The organism is Variovorax davisae (assembly GCF_030316845.1).
Classification (GTDB): Bacteria; Pseudomonadota; Gammaproteobacteria; order Burkholderiales; family Burkholderiaceae_C; genus Variovorax; species Variovorax davisae.
Genome location: NZ_JASZYS010000001.1, coordinates 20,853 through 47,407 on the forward strand (window position 1 = coordinate 20,853; position 26,555 = coordinate 47,407).

The window sequence follows — 26,555 nt, forward strand, 5'->3', positions numbered from 1 at the left end:
AAAGATGTCGAACCCGCTTGCCCCGATTCCCGCGAAGGACAACCCATGGACGCAGCTGCTTGCCGGTCGCGCCACGGGTGCCGCCGCCGGTGCGGCGGCCGCGGACGAGGCGGCGCAGCCGGTCGAGGAAGCGACGCCGGCGCAGATCGAGACCGCGGTGCAGGCGGTCAATGCCTCGCTGGAAACGCGTTCGATCAGCCTGCAGTTCGAGATCGACAAGGACACCGACAAGGTCATCGTCAAGGTGGTCGACCAGACCAACGGCGTGGTGATCCGCCAGATCCCGACCGAGGAAGTGGTTCGCATCGCGAAGGTCATGGGCGAGGCGCCCGGGATGCTGGTGAGCCAGCAGGCTTGAGCCGGGTCTTCTCTCTTCACACGTAATTCAGGAAAGCAACAAGATGGCAACGATCACCAGCCTGGGCGTCGGCTCCAACCTCGACCTGGCCACCCTGCTCACCCAGCTCCAGACGGCGGAGAGCCAGCCGCTGGTGGCCCTCGAGGCGAAGGCGAAGAGCTACACCAGCAAGCTGTCGGCCTATGGCACCTTGCAAAGCGCGCTCGGCGTGCTGCAGACCGCCGCCAAGAAGCTGTCGGACCCGGCGCTGTTCCAGACGGTCACCGGCACCCCGACCGTGAGCGGCATCCTGGCCGCCACGTCCAACGACGCCAGCTCGGCCGGCAACTACAGCATCACGGTGTCGCAGCTGGCGCAGTCGCAGTCGGCGATCGCGGCCGGGCAGGCGAGCACCACGGTCCCGATCGGCAGCGGCAAGATCACGATCGACTTCGGCACCGTCACCGGCGGCACGCTGGACCCGGCAACCGGCAAGTACAGCGGCGCCAGCTTCGCCGCCGACACCTCGCGGGTGGCCAAGCCGATCACCATCGACGCCAGCAACAACACGCTGGCCGGCATCCGCGATGCGATCAACGGGGCCGATGCCGGGGTCACGGCCAGCATCGTCAACGACGGCAGCGGCATGCCCAATCGGCTGGTGCTGGTGTCGACCCAGACCGGCGAGGCTTCGAGCATGCGGATCTCGGTGGACGGCGACGCGGCCCTGCAGAACCTGCTGGGCAACGACCCGGCCGGCACCCAGAACCTGCAGCAGACCGTGGCGGCCCAGAACGCCAAGCTCACGGTCAACGGGATCGCGATCACCAGCGCCAGCAACACGGTCAAGGAAGCGATCCAGGGCAGCACGCTGACGCTGGTGAACACCGGCACGACCGGCTTGTCGATGAAGGCCAACACCAGCTCGGTGACGACCGCGATCAACGATTTCGTCAAGGCCTACAACAGCCTGCAGAGCACGGCGACCACCCTGACCGCCTATGACGCCGACACCAAGACCGGTGCCGCGCTGATGGGCGACTCGACCCTGCGCAACCTCCAGACCCGCATCCGCCAGGCGCTCACGACGCCGCAGGCCGGCGGCACCGACGGCTTCAAGGTGCTGACCGAGATCGGCGTCAGCTTCCAGAAGGACGGCACGCTGGCGGTCGACTCGACCAAGCTCGACAAGGCACTCAGCAGCAACCTGGAAGGCGTGTCGAAGCTCTTCGCCAGCGCCACCGGCAGCACCGCCGGCTACGGCAAGCAGATCGACGCCCTGGTGACCGACCTCAACAGCACCGGCGGCTCGCTCAAGGTGGCCTCGGATGGCGTCACGGCGACGATCAAGCAGCTCGACGAGCAGTACGACGCGATGCAGACGCGGGTCGACGACACGGTGGCGCGCTACCGCACGCAGTTCAACCAGCTCGACGTCCTGGTCAACAGCATGAACAGCACGATGAGCTACCTGAAGCAGCAGTTCGATGCGATGAACGCCAGCGCCAGCAGCTAACACCCTTCACGGAAAGCCGTCGATGTACACACCCCACACCTTCAGGACCGGCGCCGGCGCCTATGCGCGCGTCGGCGTGGAAACAGGCGTCATGAGCGCCTCGCCGCACCAGCTGATCTGCATGCTGTTCGACGGCGCCCGGTCGACCATCGGCATGGCCCGCCACCACATGTCGACGGGCGACATCGGCCCCAAGGGTCAGGCGATCTCCAAGGCGGTCGACATCGTCGACAACGGCCTCAAGGCGGCGCTCGACGCCAAGGCCGCGGGCCCCGAAGGCGAGGCCCTGGTGGCCAACCTGTCGGCGCTCTACGGCTACATCATCCAGCGGCTGCTGCAGGCCAACCTGCGCAACGACACGCAGGCGCTCGACGAGGCCGACGCGCTGCTCGAAAACATCGCATCGGCATGGCGCGAGATCGAAGCCGGCCCGGCGCGCGCCTGACGCGCGCCCGAACAACGACACAAGGGAACACCATGGCGACCAGGAGTGAAGTCGTGCATTGCTACGGGCAGCTGGCCTCGGGCGTTGCGCTCATGGCGGAACTGGCCCGCTCCAAGGAGTGGGGCCGGCTGCCGGCGCTCGAGGAGCAATGCGCCGCGATCGTCGAACGACTCAAGGTGCTGGTGCCGCTCGAAGCGCTGGAGCCGAGCCAGTTCGACGAAGCGCTGCGCTTGATCGAGCGCATCCGCGTCGACCAGGACGAGGTCTGCGGGCTGGTCAAGCCGCAGATCGAACAACTGCTCACCCGCATGGGTTACCTGCATCAGCAGCGCAACCTGGGCAAGGCCTACGGGCCGCCGCACTGAGGCGAGAGCGAGCTGACCATGAGCGGACTCACCGGACTCATCGATGCGCTGCTGGCCGTCAAGGCTTCGCCGCGTCTGGACGTGCTCGCGATCAAGGCCGAGGCCCAGATCGGTGCGCCCGGCGCGGTGGCGCAGGTGCTGAAGGTGGAGAACGACGTCCGCCTGCCTTCGAAGGCGGCGCTCGACCGCGTGCTGCCGGGCGGGCCGCCCGGCCTGCCGCCGGCCGCCGCGGCCCGGCCGGCGCCCGAGGCGGAGCTGTCGGTGGCGGCGCGCGTCATCAGCGCGGTGCTGGCCGACCTCGAGTCCGATGCCGGTCCGGTGCGCGGCGCCGCCCCGGCGTGGCCGTCGCGGCAGGCGCCCTCGGCGCCGGCGCTGGCCGGCGCGCTGGCGCAGACCGTGGCCCGGAGCGGCCTGTTCTATGAATCCCACCTGCTCGAGTTCGCCGCCGGCGCGCGGCCGCTGGCCCAGCTGATGCAAGAGCCGCAGGCGCGCTGGGCGACCCCGCTGGCGGCGCAGCGCGCCGCCGAGGCGGCGCCCGTCGCAGCGGCCGCCGCGCCCGCCGCGGACGTGCCCACTTCGGAAGAAGTCGCGATCGCGGCGGCCGCCGAGGCGACGCTGGATGAAGCCGGCGCCTTGCCGCGCAGTGCCCAGCCGTCGGCCGCCACGGCCATCGTCAGCCGCGCCGCGCCGGCGGCCGCAACTGCCGCCGCCGTGGACAACGGCACGCCGGACGCCGGCCCGGCACCGACGGCCGACGCCGCCCGGCTGCAGGCGGCCTACGGACGCGGCGAGGCGCCCGCCCCGGTGCCGGCACCGGACGCGCCGGCGGCCGAACGGGTGGAGGAGGCCGGTGCCGCCCGCCATGCGGCGGCGCTCGCCCCGAAGACCGCGGCCCCGCTGGCCGAAGTGATCCATCCCCAGGCCGTGAACCTGGTGCATCAGCAACTCGACCTGCTCGCCACGGCGGTGTTCCGCTGGAGCGGCGAGGCCTGGCCGGGCGTGGCGATGAACTGGACGCTCGAGAAGGAAGCGGCCGACCCGTCGTCCGAGGGATCGGCCGAGGACCCGCCGCAGCGGTGGTCGACCACGGTCGCCATGAGCCTGCCCCGGCTCGGCCAGGTCGATCTCCGGCTGAGCCTGGCGGGCCCCGGCGTGCAGGCCCGGCTGGCCGCCAGCGAGGCCGGCACGGTCGCGACCCTGCGCGCCGACGGCGGCGCGCTGGTGCAGCGCATGGAAGCCGCCGGCCTGCGCCTGCAGGATCTGCAGGTGGCGCCGATGGCGCCGGCAGGAGCTGCCTCGTGAGCACGCCCATGGACGACCGGCACAGCGCGGTGGCGCTGTCCCATGCCGACAAGAACCGGGCACCGGTGGTGGTGGCCAAGGGCTATGGCGTGGTCGCCGAATCGATCATGCGCGAGGCCCGGCAGAACGGCCTCTATGTCCATGCCTCGGCCGGCCTGGTCAAGCTGCTGATGCAGGTCAACCTCGACCAGCAGATCCCGCCCCAGCTCTACCGCGCCGTGGCCGAGGTCATGGCCTGGGTCCACGAACTCGAAGCCCGGGCGGATGTCGCCGGGGCCCCGCAGGCATGAGGCCGGCGCCGTCGATGTTTTCTAAATGATACGTTTTGTTTCAGTGTCAATGAATGTTCATTGGATTTCCAGCGAATTTTAATGATTAACACTTTGTAGTTCAATCCAATTTTTAATACTTTCTAATCATCCAATTGCACGTTCCCGCCTATTTTCACCGTAAGTAGTTTGGACTACTTTTCATTGGAGAAACGGGCCGTTTGTAAGTCGAGTCCGACGGTACGTCAGATAAGTCTCACTTTCTGGAATGGCAGACGTTTGGGGGGGTGGAGTTGTTAGAAATTGTGTATAGACTGCAGACTTGATTGAATGGAGTGGAGAGTGGAAATGGATATCGATGGCGGCGTAAATAATGGCGACATCTCGAAAGAGATCGGCGACATTAACCTGGCCTATATGCTGCTCGCTCAAAAGCTTGCCAAGCAGGATCGCGCCGCGGCAATGTACCGCCTGGGCGTCGGTCGTGAATTGGCGGATTTGCTGGCCAACATGTCCCTGACGCAGATTGTCAAATTGGCGACATCCAATTTCCTGCTCTGCAGTTTCCGGCTCGACGACCATCCGATGTTCGCGGTGTTCGGCGAAGGCAAGGACACCACGCTCCAGCAGGCGCACATGTCGATCCTGATGGCCGCCCGGCAGCTCCAGCCCCGTGACACGGACGCCCTGGCATGAGCACGAAAAGCGTCCTCGGCGAGGTCCGGCAGGTCCAGCTCGCGGTTGAATTGATCGAGCTCGGCGCCCGCCTTCAATTCCTGGAAGCGGAAGTCGAATTGAGCCGCGAACGGCTAATTCGCCTGTACAAGGAGCTGAAGGGCGTCTCGCCGCCAAAAGGCCTCTTGCCGTTTTCGACCGACTGGTACATGACCTGGCTGGCCAACATCCATTCGTCCATGTTCTACAACATGTACCGTTTCATGCTGCATGAAGCCAATGAGCCCAGGCTGCAGGCGCTGATCAAGGCCTACCGCCTTTATTCCGAGCAGATCGAGGCCCATGGCGGCGAATCCGTGCTGGATTTCACGCGTGCCTACACGATGGTCCGCTTTTTCGACAGCGACATGCTGCAGCTCAGTGCCTGCAGCCGCTGCGGCGGGAATTTCGTCGCGCATGCCCATGACCACAAGCATGGCTATGTCTGCGTGCTCTGCCGCCCGCCATCGCGCGCCGGCAAGGTGCGCGGCCCGAAGCGCAGCGACGAGGTGGTCAAGACGCCGCAAGTCGCGGCGCCTCCGATTCTGGCAGTGCATTCCGCGTTGGGTGCCAACGGAGCGCATTGAAAACGGCAATTTTTCGCTGATTCGGCAATTTCTTGATTTGATGCCTGCGGGCAAAAGGGGACGCGCGTGCTCGTGCTGGTTGGATACCTGGTAGTGATAGGGGCCGTTTTCGGCGGCTACGCCCTCATGGGCGGGCATTTCGGCGTCCTGTTCCAGCCGGTCGAGCTGCTGATGATCGGCGGCTCCGCGCTCGGCGCCTTCATCGCCGGCAACAACGGCAAGACGATCAAGGCGACGATGAAGGAGCTGCCGCTGCTGCTGCGTTCGTCGAAGCACAACCGCCAGCTCTACATGGACCTGCTGGCCCTGCTGTACGAGCTGCTCGCCAAGGCGCGCAAGGACGGCATGATGAAGCTCGAGAACGACGTCGAGAATCCGGCCGAGAGCGAGATCTTCGGGCGCTACCCGGCCCTCATGGCCGACCACGAGCTGATGGAGTTTCTCTGCGACTACCTGCGCCTGGTCATCAGCGGCAACACCGACCCGTTCGAGATCGAGGCCCTGATGGACCACGAGATCGAGACCATCCGCCACGAGGCCGCCGTGCCCCAGCACAGCCTGGCCGGCGTGGCCGACGCGCTGCCCGCGCTGGGCATCGTGGCCGCCGTGATGGGCGTGGTCCACGCGCTGGCCTCGGCCAACCTGCCGCCCGACGAGATGGGGGCGCTGATCGCGCACGCGCTGGTCGGCACCTTCCTGGGCGTGCTGCTGGCCTACGGCTTCGTGGCGCCGCTGGCTTCGCTGATCGGCCAGAAGGTCGAGGAAGCCATGAAGATCTACCAGTGCGCCAAGGTCACGCTGCTGGCGAGCCTGAACGGCTACGCACCCCAGCTGGCCGTCGAGTTCGGCCGCAAGGTGCTGTTCTCGACCGAACGTCCTTCCTTCACCGAACTGGATGACCATGTTCGGGAAGTCAAGGCCCGCTGAGCAACGGGGCGGCGAGCATGAGCGCAGAGAAGCACCGCGTCATCATCAAGAAGGTGGCCGCCCACGGAGGCGGCCATCATGGCGGCGCGTGGAAGATCGCCTATGCCGACTTCATGACCGCCATGATGGCCTTCTTCCTGGTCATGTGGCTGCTGGCGATCTCGACGCCGAAGCAGCGCGCCGGCATCGCCGAGCATTTCCGCATGCCGCTCAAGGTGGCGCTCTCCGGCGGCGAGAAGAGCAGCCTCAGCAGCAGCGTGATCCCGGGCGGCGGCCCCGACGTGATGGCGACCGAGGGCGAGGTCCAGAAGGCCGACCCGAGCGAGGAAGAGCTCGACGCCCAGCGGCTGGCCGACATGAAGCAGAAGCTCGACGCGCTGATCGAGAACAGCCCGGTCTTCAAGCAGTTCCGCTCGCAGATTCTGATCGACATCACGACCGAAGGCCTGCGGCTGCAGCTGGTCGACAGCGACAACCGCCCGATGTTCGACCTCGCCAGCGCCCGCGTGGTGCCGCACATGCGGGCCATCCTGCGCGAGCTCGGGCCGAAGCTCAACGAACTGCCGAACAAGATGACGCTGTCGGGCCACACCGATGCCATCGTCTACACCAACGGCGACAAGGCCTACGGCAACTGGGAGCTGTCGGCCGACCGCGCCAATGCCTCGCGGCGCGAACTGGTGATCGGCGGCATGTCGGAGTCGAAGGTGCTGCGCGTCGTCGGCCTGTCCGACAGCATGCACCTGAACAACGCCGATCCGCGCAATCCGATCAATCGCCGCATCAGCATCATCCTGCTGAACCGCCAGACCCAGGAGCGCATCGAGCGCGAGAACAGCGGCGACGGCGCCGCCGTGCGCGCCAGCGTGCTGAAGGCCGGCAGCTCCGGCACGTCCGGCGCGGCGAGCGAGATGAAGCCGACCTCCTTCAAGCCTTCGAGCCCGACGCAGTAACCAACGACAGACCCAACGCCGGCGTTTGCAGCGCCGGCACCGGAACACACAGATGGACCTCAGCCAGTTTTCCCAAGCCTTCTTTGTCGAAGCGATCGAGCTTCTGGCGCAGATGGAGCAACTGCTCCTGGAACTCGACGTCGACGCGCCGGACAGCGAGCAGCTCAACGCGATCTTTCGTGCGGCCCATTCGATCAAGGGCGGTGCGGCCACCTTCGGCTTCACCGCGCTGACCGAAACGACGCACGTGCTCGAAACCCTTTTGGACCGGGCACGCCATGGCCAGTTGCGCCTGAGCGGTCCGATGATCGATGCCTTTTTGGAAACGAAGGACGCCTTGCAAGAACAACTCACTGCCTACCAGGCGGGCAAAGAGCCTGAAGCCGAACGTGTGGCGCACATCTGCGCCGTGCTGCAGCAACTCGCGCGCGAGAACGGCGAGGGCGCCGCCGCGCCCGCACCCGCTGCGGCGCCGGTCGCAGTGGCCGTCGCCACGCCCGCGCCGGCCGCGGCAGCCCCGTCGACCGGCGCACTGCGCATCCGCTTCGCCCGCCTGTCGGACAGCGAATGCGAGCTGCTCGCCGGCGAACTCGCCAACCTCGGCACGCTGACCTCCCGCACCCGCAGCAACGACCAGCTCACGGTGATGCTGGAAACCAGCTGCGAGCCGGATGACATCATCGCCGTCTGCTGCTTCGTGATCGACGAGTCGCAGATCGACATCTCGCGCGAAACGCCCGAGCCGCAAGCCGTGGCCGCGCCGGCCGCCGCACCGGCCGCAGCGCCTGCGGCCGAGCCGCCCGCCAAGGCCGCCGCGCCGGCCGCAGCCGCACCGGCCGCGGCACCCGCGGCCGCCGCCAAGGAGTCGAGCTCGATCCGCGTCGACGTCGAGAAGGTCGACCAGCTCATCAACCTGGTGGGCGAACTGGTGATCACGCAGTCGATGCTGACCCAGGCCGCCACCATGCTCGACCCGGTGGTCTACGAGCGCTTCCTGAGCGGTCTCGGCCACCTGGAGCGCAATGCGCGCGACATGCAGGAGTCGGTGATGTCGATCCGCATGATGCCGATGGACTACGTGTTCAGCCGCTTCCCGCGGGTGATCCGCGACGTCAGCGCCAAGCTCGGCAAGCAGGTCCGCCTGGACACCTTCGGCAAGGAGACCGAGCTCGACAAGGGCCTGATCGAGCGCATCATCGACCCGCTCACGCACCTGGTGCGCAACAGCCTCGACCACGGCATCGAGACCCCCGACATCCGGCTCGCCAAGGGCAAGGAAGCCACCGGCCAGCTGCTGCTGTCGGCGCAGCACCATGGCGGCAACATCGTGATCGAGGTCAGCGACGACGGCGCCGGCCTGAACCGCGAGAAGATCCTGGCCAAGGCCATGCAGCAGGGGCTGGCGGTGAGCGAGACCATGCCCGACGAGGAAGTGTGGCAGCTGATCTTCGCGCCGGGCTTCTCCACCGCGGAGCAGGTCACGGACATCTCGGGCCGCGGCGTCGGCATGGACGTGGTCAAGCGCAACATCCAGGAGATGGGCGGCCACGTCGAGATCCAGTCGCGCGGCGGCCACGGAACCACCACCCGCATCGTGCTGCCGCTGACCCTGGCGATCCTGAACGGCATGTCGGTCAAGGTCGGCAGCGAGGCCTACATCCTGCCGCTGAGCTACGTGATCGAGTCGCTGCAGCCGCTCGCCGAGCACCTGCATTCGATCACCGCCGACGGCCACGTGATCAAGGTGCGCGGCGAGTACCTGCCGCTGATCGAGCTGCACCGGGTCTTCGACGTCGCGGGCGCCCAGGTCGATCCGACGCAGGGCATCCTGGTGATCGTCCAGGCCGACGACGCGCGCTTCGCGTTGCTGGTCGACGAGCTGCTGGGCCAGCACCAGGTGGTGGTGAAGAACCTCGAGACCAACTACCGCAAGGTGCCGGGCATCTCGGCCGCCACCATCCTGGGCGATGGCAGCGTGGCTTTCATCATCGACGTCGCCGCCATGCCGCGCATCCAGCGCGCACAGGCCGCCAGCGCCGCGGCGCTGGCGGGCGCCGCCCGCCCGGCGACGGTTGCCGCTTGAGCCCTTCGCACGCCATGCCGCGGACATCCCGTCGCGCTGAACGCCTGACCCGAACACCAGACGGAGCCATCTGCCATGCGCTTTGACTTCTTTCGATCCGCGGGCGCGGGCGCCGCGAACGACAAGGGTGTCGCCGGCCTGCCGGCGCCAACCCGGGAGGACCCGATGGACGAGCTCGGGGGCCTGCGTGAGGCGAGCGGCTACGTGCGCTACGCGCTGCAGCTCGACCCGCAGCAACGGGTCAGGGGCTATCGCATGGCCTGGCTCGCGACGCCGGGCGCCGAGCCGGTGCCCGATGCGTCCAGCCAGTTCATCGCCCTGCTCGACAACATCGGCCGGCACCTGAATCCGCCGCGCACGGGCTGGCGGCTCGGGCGGCTGGTGCTGTTCCTCGACGTCACGGTGGACGGGCTGTTCCTGGCCGAGCTGCAGTCGCTGCCGCCGGAAAACGTGGTGCTGTGCATGGGCCTCGGCGACCTGAGCGACGTCGACACGCGCTCGATGCTGCTGTTCCTGCGCGAGCAGGGCTTCGGCTTCATGCTGAAGGATGCCGACGGCCTGCCGGCCGATCCGGAGCTGCGCGAGATCATCACGCACCTCGACGTCGGCGACGGCGACCCGGAGCGCGTGGCGCGGGTGCGCGCCCAGGAGCAGCCGGGCCGCGCGCCGGTGCAGCTGATCGCCACCCGCATCGACACCTGGGCCCAGGCCGGGGCCTGCGCCGACCTGCGGGTGGACATCTTCGTCGAGGGTGCGCTCGCCCATCCACCGGTGAAGGAGGGCGGCGACGCGCTGCAGCCCGAGTCGGTGATGATCGTGCGGCTGATGCACATGATCCAGCGCAACGAAAACGTGCGCAGCATCGAATCGGCGCTCAAGCGCGATGCGGCCCTGACCTACCGGCTGCTGCGCCACATCAATTCGCCCGCCATTGGCGCCGGCGTCGAGATCCATTCGCTGCGCCACGCGGTGGCGATGCTGGGCTACGCGCCGCTGTTCCGCTGGCTGTCCGTCCTGCTGGCCACCAGCAACCGGGCCAGCGCGCCCTTCATGACCAAGAAGGCCATCACGCGCGGCCGCTTCGTCGAGCTGATGGGCCAGGGGATGCTGCCGCCCGGCGAGGCCGACAACCTGTTCGTGGTCGGCATGTTCTCGCTGATCGACCAGCTGCTCGGCGTGCCGATGAAGGAAGTGCTCGCCAAGGTGCAGCTCGCGGGGTCGGTGCAGCAGGCGATCCTGGCGCGCGAAGGCGTCTACGCGCCCTTTCTCGCGCTGGCCGAAGCCTGCGAGACCGACGCCGCCCAGGCCGCCCGGCTGTCGGAAGCCCTGTTCGTGGGATCGGGCCAAGTCAACGCCGCGCACCTGGCGGCGATGGTCTGGTCGCAAGAAGCCGACGCCCACGACGCAGGCTGAGCTGCAGCGCGAGCAGCAAGGTATTTGTCCCGTTGATCGAACCATTGGAAAAGAGGCTCGCTATGTACATTGAGACCCAGGCACCGACGTCCACCGTGAGCACCGAATTTCTCTTCACCGACAGCGATTTCTCGAAGGTCCGCGCGATGATCCATCGGCGCGCCGGGATCGCGCTGGGCGAGCAGAAGCGGCAGATGGTCTACAGCCGACTGTCGCGTCGGCTGCGCGAGCTGCGGCTGCCGGAGTTCTCCTCCTACCTCGAGCTGCTGGAGTCGCGCCAGGACGGCGACGAGTGGCAGTCGTTCATCAACTCGCTGACCACCAACCTGACCTCGTTCTTCCGCGAGGCGCACCATTTCCCGGTGCTGGCCGAGCACGTGCGCAAGGCCCGGGAGCCGGTCACGATCTGGTGCTCGGCGGCCTCGACCGGCGAGGAGCCGTATTCGATCGCGATCACGCTGATCGAGGCGCTGGGCGACAAGGCCAACGCGGCCCGGGTGATCTCGACCGACATCGACACCGCCGTGCTGGCCAAGGCCCAGGCGGGTGTCTTCACCACCGACCAGGTCAAGGCGCTGTCGCCCGAGCGGCTGCGCCGCTTCTTCAACAAGGGGACCGGTTCGAACGCCGGCAAGGTGCGCATCCGCCCCGAGGTGGCGCAGCTGGTGAAGTTCTCGCGCCTCAACCTGCTCGACCCGTCCTGGTCGGTCAAGGAGCCGTTGGATGCGATCTTCTGCCGCAACGTGATGATCTATTTCGACAAGCCGACGCAGAAGAAGGTGCTCGACCGCTTCGCGCCGCTGCTCAAGACCAACGGCCTGCTGTTCGCGGGCCATTCGGAGAACGCCTCGCTGGTCAACCAGACCTTCAGGCCGCTCGGGCAGACGGTGTACGAGCTCGCGCGTGCGAAGGGCAAGGCAGGTTCTCCATGAATGCGGTCGTGCCGGGGTCGCTGGCCAATCATCACTATTTCGACCGCGACGTCGGCAGCATGGCAGTCAAGCTGCTGCCTTCCGAGTACTTCGTGACCACCACCGACACGGTGCTGACCACGGTCCTCGGCTCGTGCGTGTCGGCGTGCATCCTCGACACCGACAACGGCGTCGCCGGCATGAACCACTTCATGCTGCCGGAGGAGGGCGACGCGGTCGCCCGCGACGCCACCGAGTCGATGCGCTACGGCGCCTACGCGATGGACGTCCTGATCCGCGAGCTGATCCGTTCCGGCGCACGCCGCGAGCGGCTGCAGGCCAAGGTGTTCGGCGGCGCCGCGGTGCTGGCCAACATGACGACCCTCAACATCGGCGACCGCAATGCCGATTTCGTGCTGCGCTACCTGAAGGCCGAACGCATCAGCGTCGCGGCGCAGGACCTGCGCGGCCAGCATGCGCGCCGCGTCTGCTTCATGCCGGCGAGCGGCAAGGCGGTGGTGCGCAAGCTGCGGGGGCAGAACGACGTGCAGGCGATCCAGCGCGAGGAGGGCGAGCTGCTGCGCATGGCCCTGCCGCGACCGGCGCTCGACCTGCGCAAACCCAACGGCCCGGCTGGCGAGAGCGCGCTGCCGGCCAGAAGCAAAGGAAGCTGGTGAGCGCAAACAAGATCAAGGTGCTGTGCGTCGACGACTCGGCGCTGATACGCAGCGTGATGACCGAAATCATCAACAGCCAGCCGGACATGACGGTCGTGGGAACGGCCGCCGATCCGCTGGTGGGGCGCGACCTCATCAAGGTCACCAACCCCGACGTGCTGACGCTGGACGTCGAGATGCCGCGCATGGACGGCCTCGAATTCCTCGAGAAGCTGATGCGGCTGCGGCCGATGCCGGTGGTGATGGTGTCGTCGCTGACCGAGCGCGGCTCGGAGATCGCGCTGCGTGCGCTCGAGCTGGGCGCGATCGACTTCGTGACCAAGCCGCGGCTGGGCGTGCGCGACGGCCTGCTCAACTACACCGAGCTGATCGCCGCCAAGATCCGGACCGCGGCCAGCGCCCGGCTGCTGCCGACGCGCCATGCCGCGTCGGCCCGCCCGGCAGGCGAGCATGCGCCCGAGGCGCTGCTGCGCAGCCCGCTGCTGAGCACCGAGAAGCTGATCATCATCGGCGCCTCCACCGGCGGCACCGAGGCGATCCGCGAGGTGCTGACGCCGCTGCCGCCGGACAGTCCCGCGATCCTGATCGCGCAGCACATGCCCTCGGGCTTCACCAAGTCCTTCGCCCAGCGGCTCGATGGGCTGTGCCGCATCACGGTCAAGGAAGCCGAGCACGGCGAGCGCGTGCTGCCTGGCTATGCCTACATCGCGCCGGGCGGCTTCCACCTGTCGCTGGGCCGCAGCGGCGCCAACTACGTGGCGCACCTCGACCAGGAGCCGCCGGTGAACCGGCACCGGCCCTCGATCGACGTGCTGTTCGACTCGGCGGCCAAGCACGCCGGCAAGAACGCGATCGGAATGATCCTCACCGGCATGGGCAAGGACGGCGCCGAAGGGCTGCTGCGCATGAAGCGCGCCGGTGCCCACACCTTTGCCCAGGACGAGGCGAGCTGCGTCGTCTTCGGCATGCCCAAGGAAGCCATCGCGATCGGCGCGGCCGACGAGGTGGCGCCGCTGGGCGAGATGGCGCGCCGCGTGCTGGCGCACCTGCGCACCTTCGGCGCGCGCACGAATCGGGTTTGACAACGAACTGTTTGAGTGGAGAGAAACGTGATTGACAAGAGCATCAAGATCCTGGTCGTGGATGACTTCCCGACCATGCGCCGCATCGTGCGCAACCTGTTGAAGGAGCTCGAATTCCTCAACGTCGACGAAGCCGAGGACGGCGCCGCCGGCCTCGAGAAGCTGCGCGGCGGCAGCTTCGGCTTCGTGGTGTCGGACTGGAACATGCCCAACATGGACGGCCTGACCATGTTGCAGAACATCCGCGCCGATCCCGAGCTCGGCAAGCTGCCGGTGCTGATGGTCACGGCCGAGGCCAAGAAGGAAAACATCGTCGCGGCGGCCCAGGCCGGCGCCAACGGCTACGTGGTCAAGCCTTTCACGGCCGCCACGCTCGAAGAGAAGATCACCAAGATCTTCGAGAAACTGGCGAAGGGGTAAGGCCATGAGCAAGAACGCGTTCGACGCCGAACAAGGGAACACCGCTGAAGAGTTGCTGGGCCGCATCGGGCAGTTGACGCGTCAGTTGCGCGAAGGCCTGCGCGAGCTGGGCCTCGACAAGGAGGTCGCCAAGGCGGCCCAGGCCATTCCCGATGCGCGCGACCGGCTGGCCTACGTGGCCGCCACCACCGAGCGGGCGGCACACCGCGCGCTCAACGCCATCGATGTCGCGCAGCCGCTGCAGGAAGGCCTGGCCAGCGATGCCAAGGGCCTCACCAAGCGCTGGGACGAGTGGTTCGCCAACCCGATCGAGCTCGACCATGCGCGCGAGCTCGTGCTGGACACGCGCGGCTTCCTGCAGGACGTGCCGCAGAAGACCAACGCGATCAACTCGCAGCTCATGGAAATCCTGATGGCGCAGGACTTCCAGGACCTGACCGGCCAGGTCATCAAGAAGATGATGGAAGTGGTCAACGACGTCGAGACCCAGCTGCTGCAGGTGCTGATCGACAATTCGCCGGCCGAGAAACGGCAGGAGGTGGTCAGCAACAGCTTGCAGAACGGCCCGCAGATCGTGCCCGGCAATCCCGATGCGGTGGCCGACCAGTCGCAGGTCGACGATCTGCTGGAGAGCCTGGGCTTCTGATCCAGCGAGAAGGAGGGCGATTGCGCTCTTGATCGGGCGATTGTTCCGGCCCTTCGAATCGAATAATCAGTCATGTGCAGGCGTTCCTCGCCTGCTGCTCCAGGAGCATGAATGGCTGAGGAAAGCGATCTCGAAAAAACGGAACCCGCCTCCGAGCGGCGCCTCGAAAAGGCGCGCGAGGAAGGCAATGTGGCCCGCTCCCGCGAGCTGACCACGCTGGTGATGCTGTCGACGGCCATCGGTGGGCTCTGGTTCACCGCCGAGTCGCTCGGCGGCACCCTCAGCGCCGCCTTGCGGCGCGGCCTGCAGTTCGAGCGCGGCATCGCCTACGAGCCCCAGCAGATGCTGGCGCGCACCGCCTGGATGGCGATGCAGACGCTGCTGGCGATGGCCCCCCTGTTCGCCATGATGGTGGTGGCCGCGGTGGTGGCGCCGATGATGCTCGGCGGCTGGCTGCTGTCGGGCAAGGCGGTCTCGCCGAACTTCGGCAAGCTCGACCCGCTGGCCGGCATCGCGCGCATGTTCTCGACCCAGTCGCTGGCCGAACTGATCAAGGCGCTCGCCAAGTCGCTCTTGATCGGCGGCGTCGCCTACCTGGTCATCATGGACGACCTCGAGCACGTCATGGCGCTGCTCGGCCAGCCCGAGTCGACCGCCCTGCCGCACACCATCATGCTGGTCGGACGCAGCTGCGCCCTGATCGCGACCGCGCTGTTGCTGGTGGCGCTGGTCGACGTGCCCTGGCAGCTCTGGACGTACTACAAGAAGCTGCGCATGTCGCGCGAGGACGTGCGCCAGGAGCACAAGGAGAGCGAGGGCGACCCGCACATCAAGGCCCAGATCCGCCGCCAGCAGCAGGCGATCGCCAAGCGCCGGATGATGGCCGACGTGCCGAAGGCGGACATCGTGGTCACCAACCCGACCCATTTCGCGGTCGCGCTCAAGTACGTCGACGGCGACATGCGCGCCCCGCGCGTGGTGGCCAAGGGCACCGACCTGGTGGCGCAGCGCATCCGCGAGATCGCGGCCGACAACAAGATCGCGATCCTCGAGGCGCCGCCGCTCACCCGGGCGCTCTACAAGCACACCCGCCTGGGCGACGAGATCCCCTCGGGCCTCTACACCGCCGTGGCCGAGGTGCTGGCCTGGGTCTACCAGCTCAAGCGCTGGAAATCCGAAGGCGGCGAGGCGCCGCGCACGCCGACCGACGTCGCGGTTCCCGAAGAACTCCAATACACCGTCCCCGTATGAACGCGATGACCAACCTGATGCGTCTGCCGACGCAGTTCTTCTCCGGCAGCCAGTTCAAGGGGCTGGCCGGGCCGATCCTCATCATCATGATCCTGAGCATGATGGTGCTGCCGCTGCCGGCCTTCCTGCTCGACCTGCTGTTCACCTTCAACATCGCCCTGTCGGTGATGGTGCTGCTGGTCAGCATGTACACGATGAAGGCGCTCGACTTCGCCGCCTTCCCGGCCGTGCTGCTGTTCTCGACCCTGCTGCGGCTGTCGCTCAACGTGGCCTCCACCCGCGTGGTGCTGATGCACGGCCATACCGGTCCCGACGCCGCGGGCAAGGTGATCGAGGCCTTCGGCCACTTCCTGGTCGGCGGCAACTTCGCCGTCGGCGTGATGGTCTTCATCATCCTGGTGCTGATCAACTTCATGGTGATCACCAAGGGTGCGGGCCGGATCGCCGAGGTCGGCGCGCGCTTCATGCTCGACGCCATGCCCGGCAAGCAGATGGCGATCGACGCCGACCTCAACGCCGGCCTGATCGGCGAGGACATCGCCCGCAAGCGCCGCACCGAAGTCGCGCAGGAAGCCGACTTCTACGGCTCGATGGACGGTGCCAGCAAGTTCGTGCGCGGCGACGCGGTGGCCGGCCTCCTGATCATGGTCATCAACATCATCGGCGGCCTGGTGGTCGGCGTGGTGCAGCACGGGCTCGACTTCTCGACCGCCGGCAAGACCTACACGCTGCTGGCCATCGGCGACGGCCTGGTGGCGCAGATCCCGGCGCTGGTGATCTCGACCGCGGCCGGCGTGATCGTCTCGCGCGTGACCACCGACGAGGACGTCGGCAGCCAGCTCACGGGCCAGCTGTTCTCCAACCCGCAAGTGCTGTTCCTGACTGCCGGCATCATCGGCCTGATGGGCCTGATCCCGGGCATGCCGAACCTGGCCTTCCTGCTGATCGCCGGCGGCCTCGCCTGGCTCGGCCACGGCCTGCTCAAGCGCAAGCCGAAGCAGGCGGCCGAGAAGGCGGCCGCCGCCCAGGCCGCGCTGCCGGCGGCGCCCGAGGCGGCCGAGGCCAGCTGGGACGACATCGCGCTGGTCGATCCGCTCGGCATGGAGGTCGGCTACCGGCTCATCCCGCTGGTCGACCAGTCGCAGCAGGGCGAGCTGCTCGGCCGCATCAAGAGCATTCGCAAGAAGATCGCGCAGGAGATCGGCTTCCTGGTGCCGGTGGTCCACATCCGCGACAACCTCGAGATCAAGCCGAACACCTACGTCATCAGCCTGAAGGGCGTGGAGATCGGCCGCGGCGAGGCCTTCCCGAACCAGTGGATGGCGATCAACCCGGGCCAGGTCACGGGCAGCCTGCCCGGCACGCCGACCCAGGACCCGGCCTTCGGCCTGCCCGCGGTGTGGATCGACGGCAACCTGCGCCAGCAGGCGCAGATCCACGGCTACACGGTGGTCGATGCCTGCACGGTGATGGCGACCCACCTGAACCACCTGATCCAGACCCATGCCGCCGAGCTGCTGGGCCGCCAGGAAGTGCAACAGCTGCTCGACCAGATCGCCAAGACGGCGCCGAAGCTGACCGAGGACCTGGTGCCGAAGCTGATCTCGCTGAGCACGCTGCACAAGGTGCTGCAGAACCTGCTCGAGGAAGAAGTGCCGATCCGCGACATGCGCACCATCCTCGACGTGCTGGCCGAGCATGCGCCGACCGTCAAGGACGCGACCGAACTCACGACGCTGGTCCGCCTGGCCCTGGGCCGCGCGATCACGCAGCAGCTGTTCCCGGGCGATGCCGAGCTGCAGGTGATCGGGCTCGACGGCTCGCTCGACAGCGTGCTGCAGCAGGCCATGACCAGCAGCAGCGGCATCGAGCCCGGCCTGGCCGACAACCTGCTGCGCCAGGCCCAGGCCGCGATCGTGCGCCAGGAGCAGATGGGCCTGGCGCCGGTGCTGGTCGTCCAACACGCATTGCGCGTGCTGCTGTCGCGCTTCCTGCGCCGCAGCCTGCCGCAACTCAAGGTGCTCTCCCATGCGGAGATCCCTGACTCTCGCAACATCAAGATCACCGCCACCATCGGAGGAAGAGTTTGAACATGTCTACAGACGTGCGGACCACGGCCCGCAAATTCGTCGCGGCCACCAGCCGCGAAGCCCTGCGCCTGGTCCGCGAGGCCCTGGGGGCCGAAGCCATCGTGCTGAACCACCGCGCGATTCCCGAAGGCGTCGAGATCGTCGCCATGGTCGAGGGCGAGATGACCCAGGCGCTGGCGAGCGCCGCGCCGGTGGCGGCCGCCAGGGCACCGCTGCCGGCTGCGCCGGTCGCGCCGGTCATGCCGGTCATGCCGGTCATGCCGGTCGCGACGGTCGCCCCGGCAATGCCGGCAATGCCGGTGAGGGTGAAGCCCGTCGCCGCGCCGGCCGTCGTGCCGGCCCCGGCAGTGGTTCACGTGCCCGCCGCCCCGGCCGCACCGGCCGACCTGGTCATGAACGAACTCCATTCGATGCGCGGCATGCTCGAGGAGCAGCTCGCCAGCGTGGTCTGGAACGACCGCCAGCGCCAGGACCCGGTGCGCGGGCGCCTGCTGCGCACCCTGCTCGGCGCCGGCTTCAGCGCCAAGCTGTCGAAGGCCATGCTCGAGAAGCTGCCCACCGGCCAGAGCTACGCCGAAGGCATGGCCTTCGCGCGGGCCGAACTGATCCGCGCAGTGCCGGTGCACGAGGACGAGGACGCGCTGCTCGCGCAAGGCGGCGTGTACGCGCTCATGGGCCCGACCGGGGTCGGCAAGACCACCACCACCGCCAAGCTGGCGGCGCGCTGCGTGATGCGCTTCGGCGCCGACAAGCTGGCGCTGGTGACCACCGACAGCTACCGCATCGGCGCCTACGAGCAGCTGCGCATCTACGGCCAGATCCTCGACGTGCCGGTGTTCGCGGTCAAGGATGCGGCCGACCTGCACCTGGTGCTGCAGGACCTGCGCGACAAGCACATGGTGCTGATCGACACGGTCGGCATGAGCCAGCGCGACCGCTCGGTGTCGGACCAGATCGCGATGCTGTGCAACAGCCACCGGCCGGTCAAGCGGCTGTTGCTGCTCAATGCCACCAGCCATGGCGACACGCTCAACGAAGTGGTGCATGCCTATCGCAACGGCGGTGGCGGCAACGAGCTGGCGGGCTGCATCTTCACCAAGGTCGACGAGGCCACCCACCCCGGGGCGCTGATCGACACCGTGATCCGCCACCGGCTGCCGGTGCACTACATCTCCAGCGGCCAGAAGGTGCCCGAGAACCTGATGCTGGCCGACCGCGCGCAGCTGGTCGACAGCGTGTTCCAGCCGCGCCGCCACAACCCCCTGTTCGTGCCGGCCGAGGTCGACATGCAGGACGAAGTCGCGGGCGCGGCGCCGTCGGCCCAGGTGGTGCAGGCCCAGGCCGAGGCCGAGCGGCTGCGGCTGCAGTACCAGAACCTGATCCGCGCCATGGCGCACGATGCCCAGGAACTGGCGACGGCGGCCGGTGCGCTGGCCGGTGCGCAGATCGGCTTCGAGGGCGCGCGCCGGCTGTGGCGCCACGCGGGCGACGAGGCGGTCGGCCAGAAGGCCGTGCTGGAGGACCTGATGGTGCAGGCGCGCAGCGAGGTCGCGGCCGGCTGCGACACGCACGTGCTGGCGCTGTCGGGCCAGGTCGGCCTGCGCTCCGACGAGGGCGGCGACGCCTACGAATGCCAGGGCAGCCTGTTGCTGTCGGACCGCAGCGGCCTGCCGCTGGCGGCGCCCAACCAGTGGCTGTCGACGGCGGCGGTGGCGGGGGGCGCGGAGACGCGGCGCAAGCCCGGCCTGCGCCAGGTCCAGTGGCTGCGCCAGCAGTCGCTCGGCCGCACGCTGGTGCACCTGCTGCCGCGGCTGCCGATGCCCGAGTCGATGGTCGAGTGGCAGGCCCAGGGCCAGCGCTGGCTGGCGCGTGTGCCCGGCTCGACGGCGGTGCTCGACCCGGTGACCGAAGCGCCGGGCAAGCTGGCGCGGCTCGGCCTCGAATTCGGGCCGGCGCGTGCCGTGAGCTTCCGCGGCAAGCCCGCGCTGCAGTGCGAGGCGCAGGCCGAGGTGCTGTTGCGCCTCGGCGCCTCGGCGACGATCGACCGCCGCGCGCTGCCGGTGCTGCGCTGCGTCGTCACGCGGGTGCTCGACGCTCGCGGCCAGAAGATCCTGGCCCAGAGCTACCTGTTGTCGAACCTCGGCAGCGAGGTGGGCGCGCAGCAGCTCGCGCAATGGCAGGGCTGGGCGGCCGAGGCCGAGCCCTGCTTCCGCCTGCTGCGCCAGGGCGTGCAGCTGGTCGGCGGCATGGGCGAGCTGGGCGACCCGGACATGATGAAGCGGCTGCTGATCGCCGGCCAGGTGGGCACCACCGTGTGGCGGCTGCTGCAGGCCGGGGGCGAGTGGGCGGACCGCACGCGGGTGCTGCTGAACCAGCTCACGGGGCGCCCGGCGCGCTCCAGCCGGCCGCTGACCGGCAACGCGCTGTACGTCGGCGTGGGCAAGCTCTTCATGCTGCTCGAGGCGCTCGGCACCGAGTCCACCGCGCCGACGCAGCAGGCCAGGGCGCTGGAGCCGCAAGGTTGAGGAGCCGCACATGACCAAGCTGGTTGCAGATCAGGCCGACGGATTGCGGCGCCTGCTGGCCCACACGCCCACGCGCGTCGTCGCGGTCGCGGCGATGGGCCCGGGCGGCGGCGCCACGGAGGCCGCCATGAACCTCGGCGCGGCCCTCGTCCAGCAGGGCAAGGACGTGCTGGTGCTAGACGAACACGGCGGAACGGCGGCGGCGATCTGCGCCGCCTGGGCCATCGACCCGCTCGGCGACCTGGCCGACGTGGCCGACCGGCGGCTGACCCGCGAGGGCGCGATCGCCCGGGCCGGCTGCGGTGTCGGCGTGCTGCCGGCGCCGCTCGGCGACCGGCATGCCGAGATCGATCCGCGCCTGCTGTGCCGCGGCGGCGTGGTGCTGATCGCCGCCCGGATCGACGGCGAAGGCCGGCTGTCGGCGCTGGCCCAGGCGGCCGACGAGCTGCTGCTGGTGCTGCAGCCGAACGCGGCGTCGATCACCTCGGCCTACGCGGGCATCAAGCGGCTGCACTACGCGCATGGACTGAAGCAGCTGCGCTTCCTGGTCGACGGCGTGGCCGGGCCCGAGGAGGCGCAGCAGATCACCACCAACCTCGCGAGCACCGGCAGCCGCTACCTCGCGGTGTCGCTCGAAGCGGCCGGGTGGGTGCGGGCCGATCCGCACCTGGCGGACGCCCGGCGGCTGCGCCAGAGCGTGGTCGAGGCCTTCCCGGCCAGCGCGGCGGCGGTCGACTTCCGCCGCGTCGCGGTCGACATGGGCGGCTGGCCCTGGCGCACGCGCGCGCCCACGGCCCGTCCCGCACGCGCCGCGGCGCCGCCATCGCACGGGCTACGGGCCGAGCTGCCCCGGGCCCGCGCGACGGCCGCGGCGCGCTCCGCCATCGCCTGAGCCGGCGAACCGAACAACCGACATGCAACGAAGGACCGCACGTGTACACCGCACAGGGCACCATTGAGAAGTCTCACCTGCTGGAGCAGCATCAACCGCTGGTCCGGCGCATCGCGCTGCAGATGATCGCCAAGCTGCCCGCCAGCGTCGAACTCGACGACCTCATCCAGGCCGGCATGCTGGGCCTGCTGGACGCATCGAGCCGCTACCAGGACAACAAGGGCGCGCAGTTCGAGACCTTCGTGAGCCAGCGCATCCGCGGCGCGATGCTCGACGAGCTGCGCGCGAGCGACTGGGGCTCGCGCGGACTGCGCCAGTCGGCGCGCGCGGTCGAGAAGGCGGTCCATTCGCTCGAGCACCGGCTCGGCCGGGCCCCCTCCGAAGGGGAGATCGCGAAGGAGATGAAGATCGACCTCGAGGCCTACCAGTCGCTGCTGCAGGAGATCCAGGGCTGCCAGCTGGTCTACGTCGAGGATTTCGCGAAAGGCGAGGCCGAGAACCCCTTCCTCGACCTGCATGCACAACAGGCGCGCAAGGGCCAGGGCGCGAGCGACGACCCGCTCGAGCAGCTGATGGAGAGCGGCTTCCGCCACCAGCTGATCGACGCCATCTCGGCCCTGCCCGAGCGCGACCAGCTGCTGCTGAACCTGTACTACGAGGAGGAGCTGAACCTGCGCGAGATCGGCGCCATCCTCGAGGTGAGTCAGAGCCGGGTCTGCCAGCTGCACAGCCAGGCGATCAGCCGGCTGCGGGCCAAGCTGAAGGACATTCTCTAGGCTGCAGATTCGCCACACCGGCGCGGATCGCTCGTCTATCATCGCCGGCGGAGCGGGTGCGCGACGCGCAGAGGAGCTGCCCAATGAAAAGAGCCAGTCTTGCGGCCATCGCGGGGAGTGCCTTGTGCGCCTCGGGCGCGGCCTTCGCCCAGGCCAGCCAGGTGCAGGGGCCGGTCACCGGCAGCAGCGTCACGCTGTTCGGCGTGGCCGACGCGGGGGTGGGCTACGGCAGCGGCAGCATCGCCACCAAGACCCAGCTGTTCAGCAGCGGCAACTCCGCCTCGCGCATCGGCTTTCGCGGCATCGAGGACCTCGGCGGCGGCCTGGGCGCGGGCTTCTGGCTCGAATCAGGGGTCAGCCTGGACACCGGCACCGGCGTCGCGGGCAACAGCAACAACCAGGCGGGCGGTGCCACCACGGCCGACGCCATGAGCTTCAACCGGCGCGCCACGGTCAGCCTGATCGATCTCTGGGGCGAGGTGCGGCTGGGCCGCGACTTCACGGCGCACTACCGCAACCGCACCGACGTCGATCCCTTCGACAACAACGGCGTCGGCACGATCCAGCCGCAGGCCGGCTCGATCGGCGGGCCGACCTCCACCCGGGCCTCGAACATCGTCGGCTACTTCCTGCCGCCGGGCCTGGGCGGCTTCTTCGGCGAAGTGCAGTACTTCATGGGCGAGAACCTGAAGGACACGCCGACCTCGGACGACGGCACCGGCTTCAGCGGCCGCGTGGGCTGGCGCTCGGGCCCCTTCGGGATCGCGGTCGCGATGGCCCGCACCGACTACCAGCAGACCGCGACCAACGGCGACATCCGATCGACCAATGTTGGCGCCAGCTACGACTTCCGGATCGTCGAGGTCTCGGCCGGCTACTACCGCGACAAGGTCGAAAGCGTGCAGCCGGTCACCGCGACCGGCTATGCGGTCGGCGTGATCGTGCCGGTCGGCTTCGACCAGATCAAGTTCGCCTGGTCGCGCTACGGCACCGACGCCCTGGGCGACCCGGCGGCGCGCAAGTTGTCGCTGGGCTATGTCTACAGTTTCTCGAAGCGCTCGGTGGCCTATGCGACCTACTCGCACCTGAGCAACAGCGGCGGCTCGGCGGTCGGCCTGAACGGCGCGATCACGGCGCCCGACCGCAGCTCGAACGGCTACGACCTGGGGTTGCGCCACAGCTTCTGATCGGCGCCGTTGCCGACCGTGGGGTGCGAGAAGCCACCTGCCTCCGGCCATCAAGTTTGTTACAGTATGTTGCGTTTCGGCGCAACACAACAACACACAGACTGATGGAGACAAGCGAATGAGACAGTGGAACCTTGCCGCTGGCATCCTGGCGGCGGTGGCTTTGGCATCGTGTGGCGGCGGTGGAGGGGGCGGCGGCGGCCTGGCGGGCATCGCCGCCAAACCGGCCTTGACCGCGTCGGTGAAAATCAACGGGCAGGCCGCGACGGCGCAGGGCGCCGACTCGTACGCCGTGAAGCCCGGCGACAAGGTGGAGATCACGCCCAGCCAGAGCGTCTCCTGGAGCGGCAGCAGTGCGCCGGCCGGCATCACCACCAACGCCCTGGCCAGCACGCCCTCCCAATGGAGCGCGCAGCTGGTCAACGAGACCTCCACGGCGGCCACCTACACGGTGACCGCCTCGGCGGCTGCCGATGCGGCCAGCACCAGGTCGCTGCAGTTCGCCGTCTCGGGCGGCGACGCCCGCAACGGAAGCTACAAGGCCTTCGCCACCAACGGCACGCGGCAAACGCTCGCGCTCAACTTCGACACCGGCGCCTACACCTGGACCGACGGCAACAACGCCGTGGTCGGCGGGAGCTTCGCCGCGGATGCCGCCGAGTCGGGGACTTACGTGTTCCAGTCCACACGGATCACCACCGTGGCGAACACCGCGCGCTTCCACCTCAACCAGGACACCGTGATCGGCGCATTTCCCTTCGCCGTGACCCAAGCGGCGAACGAGGCCTACGCGATCCAGCCCTTCGTGGCCTCGCGGGCACTCGAAACGCAGCAGGCGGCGCTGGACGGCGTCTACAACCGCTTCGGCATCGACGTCGGCCCGACCACCCAGACCTCCAACATCTCGCAGTTCGAGATCTCGGCAGGCGGAACGAAGCTGGTGCGCTGCAACGACATCAGCATCTCCCGGATCGAGCTCTGCCAGCCGGCCGACCAGCAGACCTGGCTGATTTCCCCGGGCAGCGCGAGCGGCCTGTGGACCATGGCGGAGGCGGCTTCGCCGTCGAACACCGCCAACATCGCACTCGCGCGCATCGGCAGCCAGAAGATCTTCCTGATCGCGGGCAAGTCGGCGAGCGACCCGCGCACCGCCGTGTTCCGGATCGGCGTGCCCGAGAGCACGGCCTGGCCTGCCGGCACCGGCTACGGTTCTGCCACGCCAGGCTCGTGGGGCCGCGTGCAGGTCGCGGCCGACAACACGTCGACCCGCAATGGCGTGGCGACCGATGGCAGCGCGGTGCAGACCTTCAACACCTTCCAACCGATGGGCACCGGCCGACCGAACGGCATGCGCCAGCTGCCCAACACGACCACCGGCGCGACCTACTTCGCCATGCAGGGCGCCAACATCTTCGCCATCATCGGCGCCAACGATCCCTCGCATGGCACCAATGGCTACCTGCAGCTCAGCTTGATGGACTGAGGCCGCGGCTCGCACGGGCTGTCAGCGCGGCGATCTGGCGGTCGTGCAGCCCGGTGAGCAGCAGCGCCGCCAGGGCGCCGACCAGCGCCATGAACATGTCCGACTGCGTGTCCCAGGGGTCGCCCTGGGTGCCGAGGAATTCGTCCGCGCCCTGTCCCATGGCCAGGGCGGCGGCCCACTCGATCAGCTCGTAGGCGGCGCTGATCGCCATCGCGATGCAGACCACCACGAAGGCGAGCATCCTGCGGCCCTGCACGTGGCGGCCGCGGATCAGGATCTCGCGCGCGATCAGCGCCGGCACGAAGCCCTGCATGAAGTGGCCGATCTTGTCGTAGGGATTGCGGCCCAGCTGCATCAGGTCCTGCAGCCAGAAGCCCAGCGGAACGCGCGCATAGCTGTAGGCGCCGCCGAGCATCAGCACGCAGCAGTGCACGAAGATCAGCGCGTACACCAGCGGCGTGAGCGGGAAGCGGCCGCGGGTGGCCCACAGCAGCGGCAGCGCGATCAGCACCGGCGCCACTTCCATCCACCAGGTCGCACGATCGTGCGGGTGCAGGCCCGAGAGGACGAGCAGGGCGATGAGCGCGAGCGTGGCGATGAGCAGGGTGGGGGTGCGGGTGGCGGGCATGGGGCGCGCTTCAGCGAGTTGGTGCGGAGCGAGCATTCTTCAGCATGCGGCCTGGCCTGGCCTCCAGCCGCGCCAGTTCGCCGGCCGCATTCGCGAAGCTGGCCCGGATGAAGTCGAAGGCCCGCGCGGCGGCAGGCACCAGCGTGCGGCCGGCGCGATGGACGATCCCGAGCGTCAGGTCCAGGTCGAGTCGCGGCGTCACGTCGATCGGCACCACGACGCCGGCCCTCAGCGGATCGAGCACTGCAATGGCGGTCGAGGGCGTGACGGCGTCGCTGGATGCCAGCAGCGCATGGACGGTGCCGAGATCGCTGGTGCTGAGGGCGAAGTGGTGGCCGATCGGCATGCCGAGGCCGTACAGGTCGGCGATCCGGCGCTCGACCGACTGGTCGGCATAGCCCGCGGCAACGAGCGGATAGGCCGCGAGCTCGGCCATCGTGACCTTGCGCCTGGCCGCCAGCGGATGCGCCGCGCGCGCGAACCAGCCGAAGGTGCACGGGTAGATCGGCTCGATCACCATGTCGCGCTCGCGCCCGGCGATGCGGACGTCGCCGATGAAGAAATCGAGCTGCTCCTTGCGCAAGGCCTCGTGCAGCACGTCGGTGCTCTGCACCATGGCGCTGACGCGCAGCCCCGGCGCCTTGGCCAGCATCTCCAGCATCAGCGGCGCGAGCAGGAACTTGGCGATCGACGAGCCCATGCCGAGCGCCAGCGAGCCGAGTTCGCCTTCGCGCATCAGCGCCAGGGCGCGCGCCCCCTCGTTGTCGTCGAACACGATGCGCCGCGCACGCTCCACGTAGGCGAGGGCATAGGGCGTCGGGCGCAGGCGCCGGTCCTGGCGGTCGAACAGGGGCACCCGCAGGACGTTCTCGAGCGCGCGCAGGCTGCGCGACAGCGCAGGCTGGCTCAGGTGCACCGCCTCGGCGGCGGCGCTCAGCGAGCCGAGGTCGATGACGGCCAGGAAATGCCTCAGTTGCCGGATGTTCATTTCAGCCTTGGCTTGCAGATCCTGCAAGTTGATGCTGAATATTATGCAATTTACGCAAGCCGGGCGAATTCCTAGACTGCCTTCCGCA

The 26,555-nt window shown here is 68.5% G+C and carries 26 protein-coding genes; 24 read left to right on the forward strand and 2 right to left on the reverse strand.

Annotated features, from left to right (window positions below; translation table 11 throughout):
* The first annotated feature begins 4 nt into the window (after nt 1-4).
* The 24 genes from QTI33_RS00115 to QTI33_RS00230 all read left to right on the forward strand — a co-directional run bounded on the left by QTI33_RS00115 (nt 5) and on the right by QTI33_RS00230 (nt 24,851).
* Nucleotides 5-358, forward strand: a complete 354-nt coding sequence (locus tag QTI33_RS00115) for a flagellar protein FlaG (protein WP_286503662.1) — start codon at nt 5-7, stop codon at nt 356-358.
* 43 nt (nt 359-401) lie between these two features.
* The gene (gene fliD / locus QTI33_RS00120; protein WP_286503663.1) at nt 402-1,853 is read left to right on the forward strand and encodes a flagellar filament capping protein FliD; all 1,452 of its coding nucleotides are present in this window, start codon (nt 402-404) and stop codon (nt 1,851-1,853) included.
* Between the two features lie 22 nt (nt 1,854-1,875).
* Nucleotides 1,876-2,298, forward strand: coding sequence for a flagellar export chaperone FliS (fliS, locus tag QTI33_RS00125; protein ID WP_286503664.1), 423 nt, complete (start codon nt 1,876-1,878; stop codon nt 2,296-2,298).
* Nucleotides 2,299-2,330: 32 nt separating this feature from the next.
* A complete protein-coding gene (locus tag QTI33_RS00130; RefSeq protein ID WP_286503665.1) occupies nt 2,331-2,663 on the forward strand; it encodes a flagellar protein FliT in 333 nt (110 codons plus the stop codon).
* Nucleotides 2,664-2,681: 18 nt separating this feature from the next.
* A complete protein-coding gene (gene fliK, locus QTI33_RS00135) occupies nt 2,682-3,965 on the forward strand; it encodes a flagellar hook-length control protein FliK (RefSeq protein WP_286503666.1) in 1,284 nt (427 codons plus the stop codon).
* A complete protein-coding gene (locus QTI33_RS00140) occupies nt 3,962-4,255 on the forward strand; it encodes an EscU/YscU/HrcU family type III secretion system export apparatus switch protein (RefSeq protein WP_286503667.1) in 294 nt (97 codons plus the stop codon). Before fliK ends, QTI33_RS00140 begins: the two co-directional genes overlap by 4 nt.
* A 327-nt stretch (nt 4,256-4,582) precedes the next feature.
* A complete protein-coding gene (flhD, locus tag QTI33_RS00145; protein WP_286504516.1) occupies nt 4,583-4,930 on the forward strand; it encodes a flagellar transcriptional regulator FlhD in 348 nt (115 codons plus the stop codon).
* On the forward strand, nt 4,927-5,535 hold the full coding sequence (flhC, locus tag QTI33_RS00150) for a flagellar transcriptional regulator FlhC (RefSeq protein WP_286503668.1): 609 nt from the start codon (nt 4,927-4,929) through the stop codon (nt 5,533-5,535). Before flhD ends, flhC begins: the two co-directional genes overlap by 4 nt.
* 66 nt (nt 5,536-5,601) lie before the next feature.
* On the forward strand, nt 5,602-6,462 hold the full coding sequence (motA, locus tag QTI33_RS00155; protein WP_286503669.1) for a flagellar motor stator protein MotA: 861 nt from the start codon (nt 5,602-5,604) through the stop codon (nt 6,460-6,462).
* Nucleotides 6,463-6,479: 17 nt separating this feature from the next.
* Nucleotides 6,480-7,415, forward strand: a complete 936-nt coding sequence (gene motB / locus QTI33_RS00160; RefSeq protein ID WP_286503670.1) for a flagellar motor protein MotB — start codon at nt 6,480-6,482, stop codon at nt 7,413-7,415.
* 52 nt (nt 7,416-7,467) lie between these two features.
* On the forward strand, nt 7,468-9,498 hold the full coding sequence (gene cheA / locus QTI33_RS00165) for a chemotaxis protein CheA (protein ID WP_286503671.1): 2,031 nt from the start codon (nt 7,468-7,470) through the stop codon (nt 9,496-9,498).
* Between the two features lie 75 nt (nt 9,499-9,573).
* Complete coding sequence (locus QTI33_RS00170) at nt 9,574-10,911, forward strand: EAL and HDOD domain-containing protein (RefSeq protein ID WP_286503672.1); 1,338 nt, start codon at nt 9,574-9,576, stop codon at nt 10,909-10,911.
* A 62-nt stretch (nt 10,912-10,973) separates the two neighbouring features.
* Nucleotides 10,974-11,843, forward strand: a complete 870-nt coding sequence (locus tag QTI33_RS00175; protein WP_286503673.1) for a CheR family methyltransferase — start codon at nt 10,974-10,976, stop codon at nt 11,841-11,843.
* Nucleotides 11,840-12,499, forward strand: a complete 660-nt coding sequence (gene cheD / locus QTI33_RS00180) for a chemoreceptor glutamine deamidase CheD (RefSeq protein ID WP_286503674.1) — start codon at nt 11,840-11,842, stop codon at nt 12,497-12,499. The genes QTI33_RS00175 and cheD overlap by 4 nt, the downstream gene beginning before the upstream one ends.
* Nucleotides 12,496-13,581, forward strand: coding sequence for a protein-glutamate methylesterase/protein-glutamine glutaminase (locus tag QTI33_RS00185; RefSeq protein ID WP_444814786.1), 1,086 nt, complete (start codon nt 12,496-12,498; stop codon nt 13,579-13,581). Before cheD ends, QTI33_RS00185 begins: the two co-directional genes overlap by 4 nt.
* 30 nt (nt 13,582-13,611) lie before the next feature.
* Complete coding sequence (gene cheY, locus QTI33_RS00190; RefSeq protein WP_286371658.1) at nt 13,612-14,001, forward strand: chemotaxis response regulator CheY; 390 nt, start codon at nt 13,612-13,614, stop codon at nt 13,999-14,001.
* A gap of 4 nt (nt 14,002-14,005) precedes the next feature.
* Nucleotides 14,006-14,647 carry a protein phosphatase CheZ gene (gene cheZ, locus QTI33_RS00195; protein ID WP_286503675.1) on the forward strand — a complete coding sequence of 214 codons (642 nt, stop codon included), beginning with the start codon at nt 14,006-14,008 and terminating at the stop codon, nt 14,645-14,647.
* 111 nt (nt 14,648-14,758) lie between these two features.
* Nucleotides 14,759-15,898 (forward strand): flagellar biosynthesis protein FlhB, encoded by a 1,140-nt coding sequence (flhB, locus tag QTI33_RS00200; RefSeq protein ID WP_286503676.1) that lies wholly within the window; start codon nt 14,759-14,761, stop codon nt 15,896-15,898.
* Complete coding sequence (flhA, locus tag QTI33_RS00205) at nt 15,895-17,988, forward strand: flagellar biosynthesis protein FlhA (protein ID WP_286503677.1); 2,094 nt, start codon at nt 15,895-15,897, stop codon at nt 17,986-17,988. Before flhB ends, flhA begins: the two co-directional genes overlap by 4 nt.
* 2 nt (nt 17,989-17,990) lie before the next feature.
* Nucleotides 17,991-20,513, forward strand: coding sequence for a flagellar biosynthesis GTPase FlhF (gene flhF / locus QTI33_RS00210; protein ID WP_286503678.1), 2,523 nt, complete (start codon nt 17,991-17,993; stop codon nt 20,511-20,513).
* Nucleotides 20,514-20,523: 10 nt separating this feature from the next.
* Entirely contained in the window at nt 20,524-21,405 is an 882-nt protein-coding gene (locus QTI33_RS00215; protein WP_286503679.1) for a P-loop NTPase family protein, read from the forward strand.
* A gap of 41 nt (nt 21,406-21,446) precedes the next feature.
* Nucleotides 21,447-22,181, forward strand: a complete 735-nt coding sequence (locus tag QTI33_RS00220) for an RNA polymerase sigma factor FliA (protein ID WP_286503680.1) — start codon at nt 21,447-21,449, stop codon at nt 22,179-22,181.
* A gap of 83 nt (nt 22,182-22,264) precedes the next feature.
* Nucleotides 22,265-23,368 (forward strand): porin, encoded by a 1,104-nt coding sequence (locus tag QTI33_RS00225; RefSeq protein WP_286503681.1) that lies wholly within the window; start codon nt 22,265-22,267, stop codon nt 23,366-23,368.
* A 118-nt stretch (nt 23,369-23,486) separates the two neighbouring features.
* Entirely contained in the window at nt 23,487-24,851 is a 1,365-nt protein-coding gene (locus tag QTI33_RS00230) for a hypothetical protein (protein WP_286503682.1), read from the forward strand.
* Here QTI33_RS00230 and QTI33_RS00235 read toward each other — a convergent pair.
* Entirely contained in the window at nt 24,835-25,479 is a 645-nt protein-coding gene (locus QTI33_RS00235; protein ID WP_286503683.1) for a DUF2238 domain-containing protein, read from the reverse strand. The genes QTI33_RS00230 and QTI33_RS00235 overlap by 17 nt on opposite strands.
* A gap of 10 nt (nt 25,480-25,489) precedes the next feature.
* Nucleotides 25,490-26,467: a LysR family transcriptional regulator gene (locus QTI33_RS00240; protein WP_286503684.1), complete on the reverse strand. Its 978-nt coding sequence runs from the start codon at nt 26,465-26,467 to the stop codon at nt 25,490-25,492.
* Nucleotides 26,468-26,555: the final 88 nt, after the last annotated feature.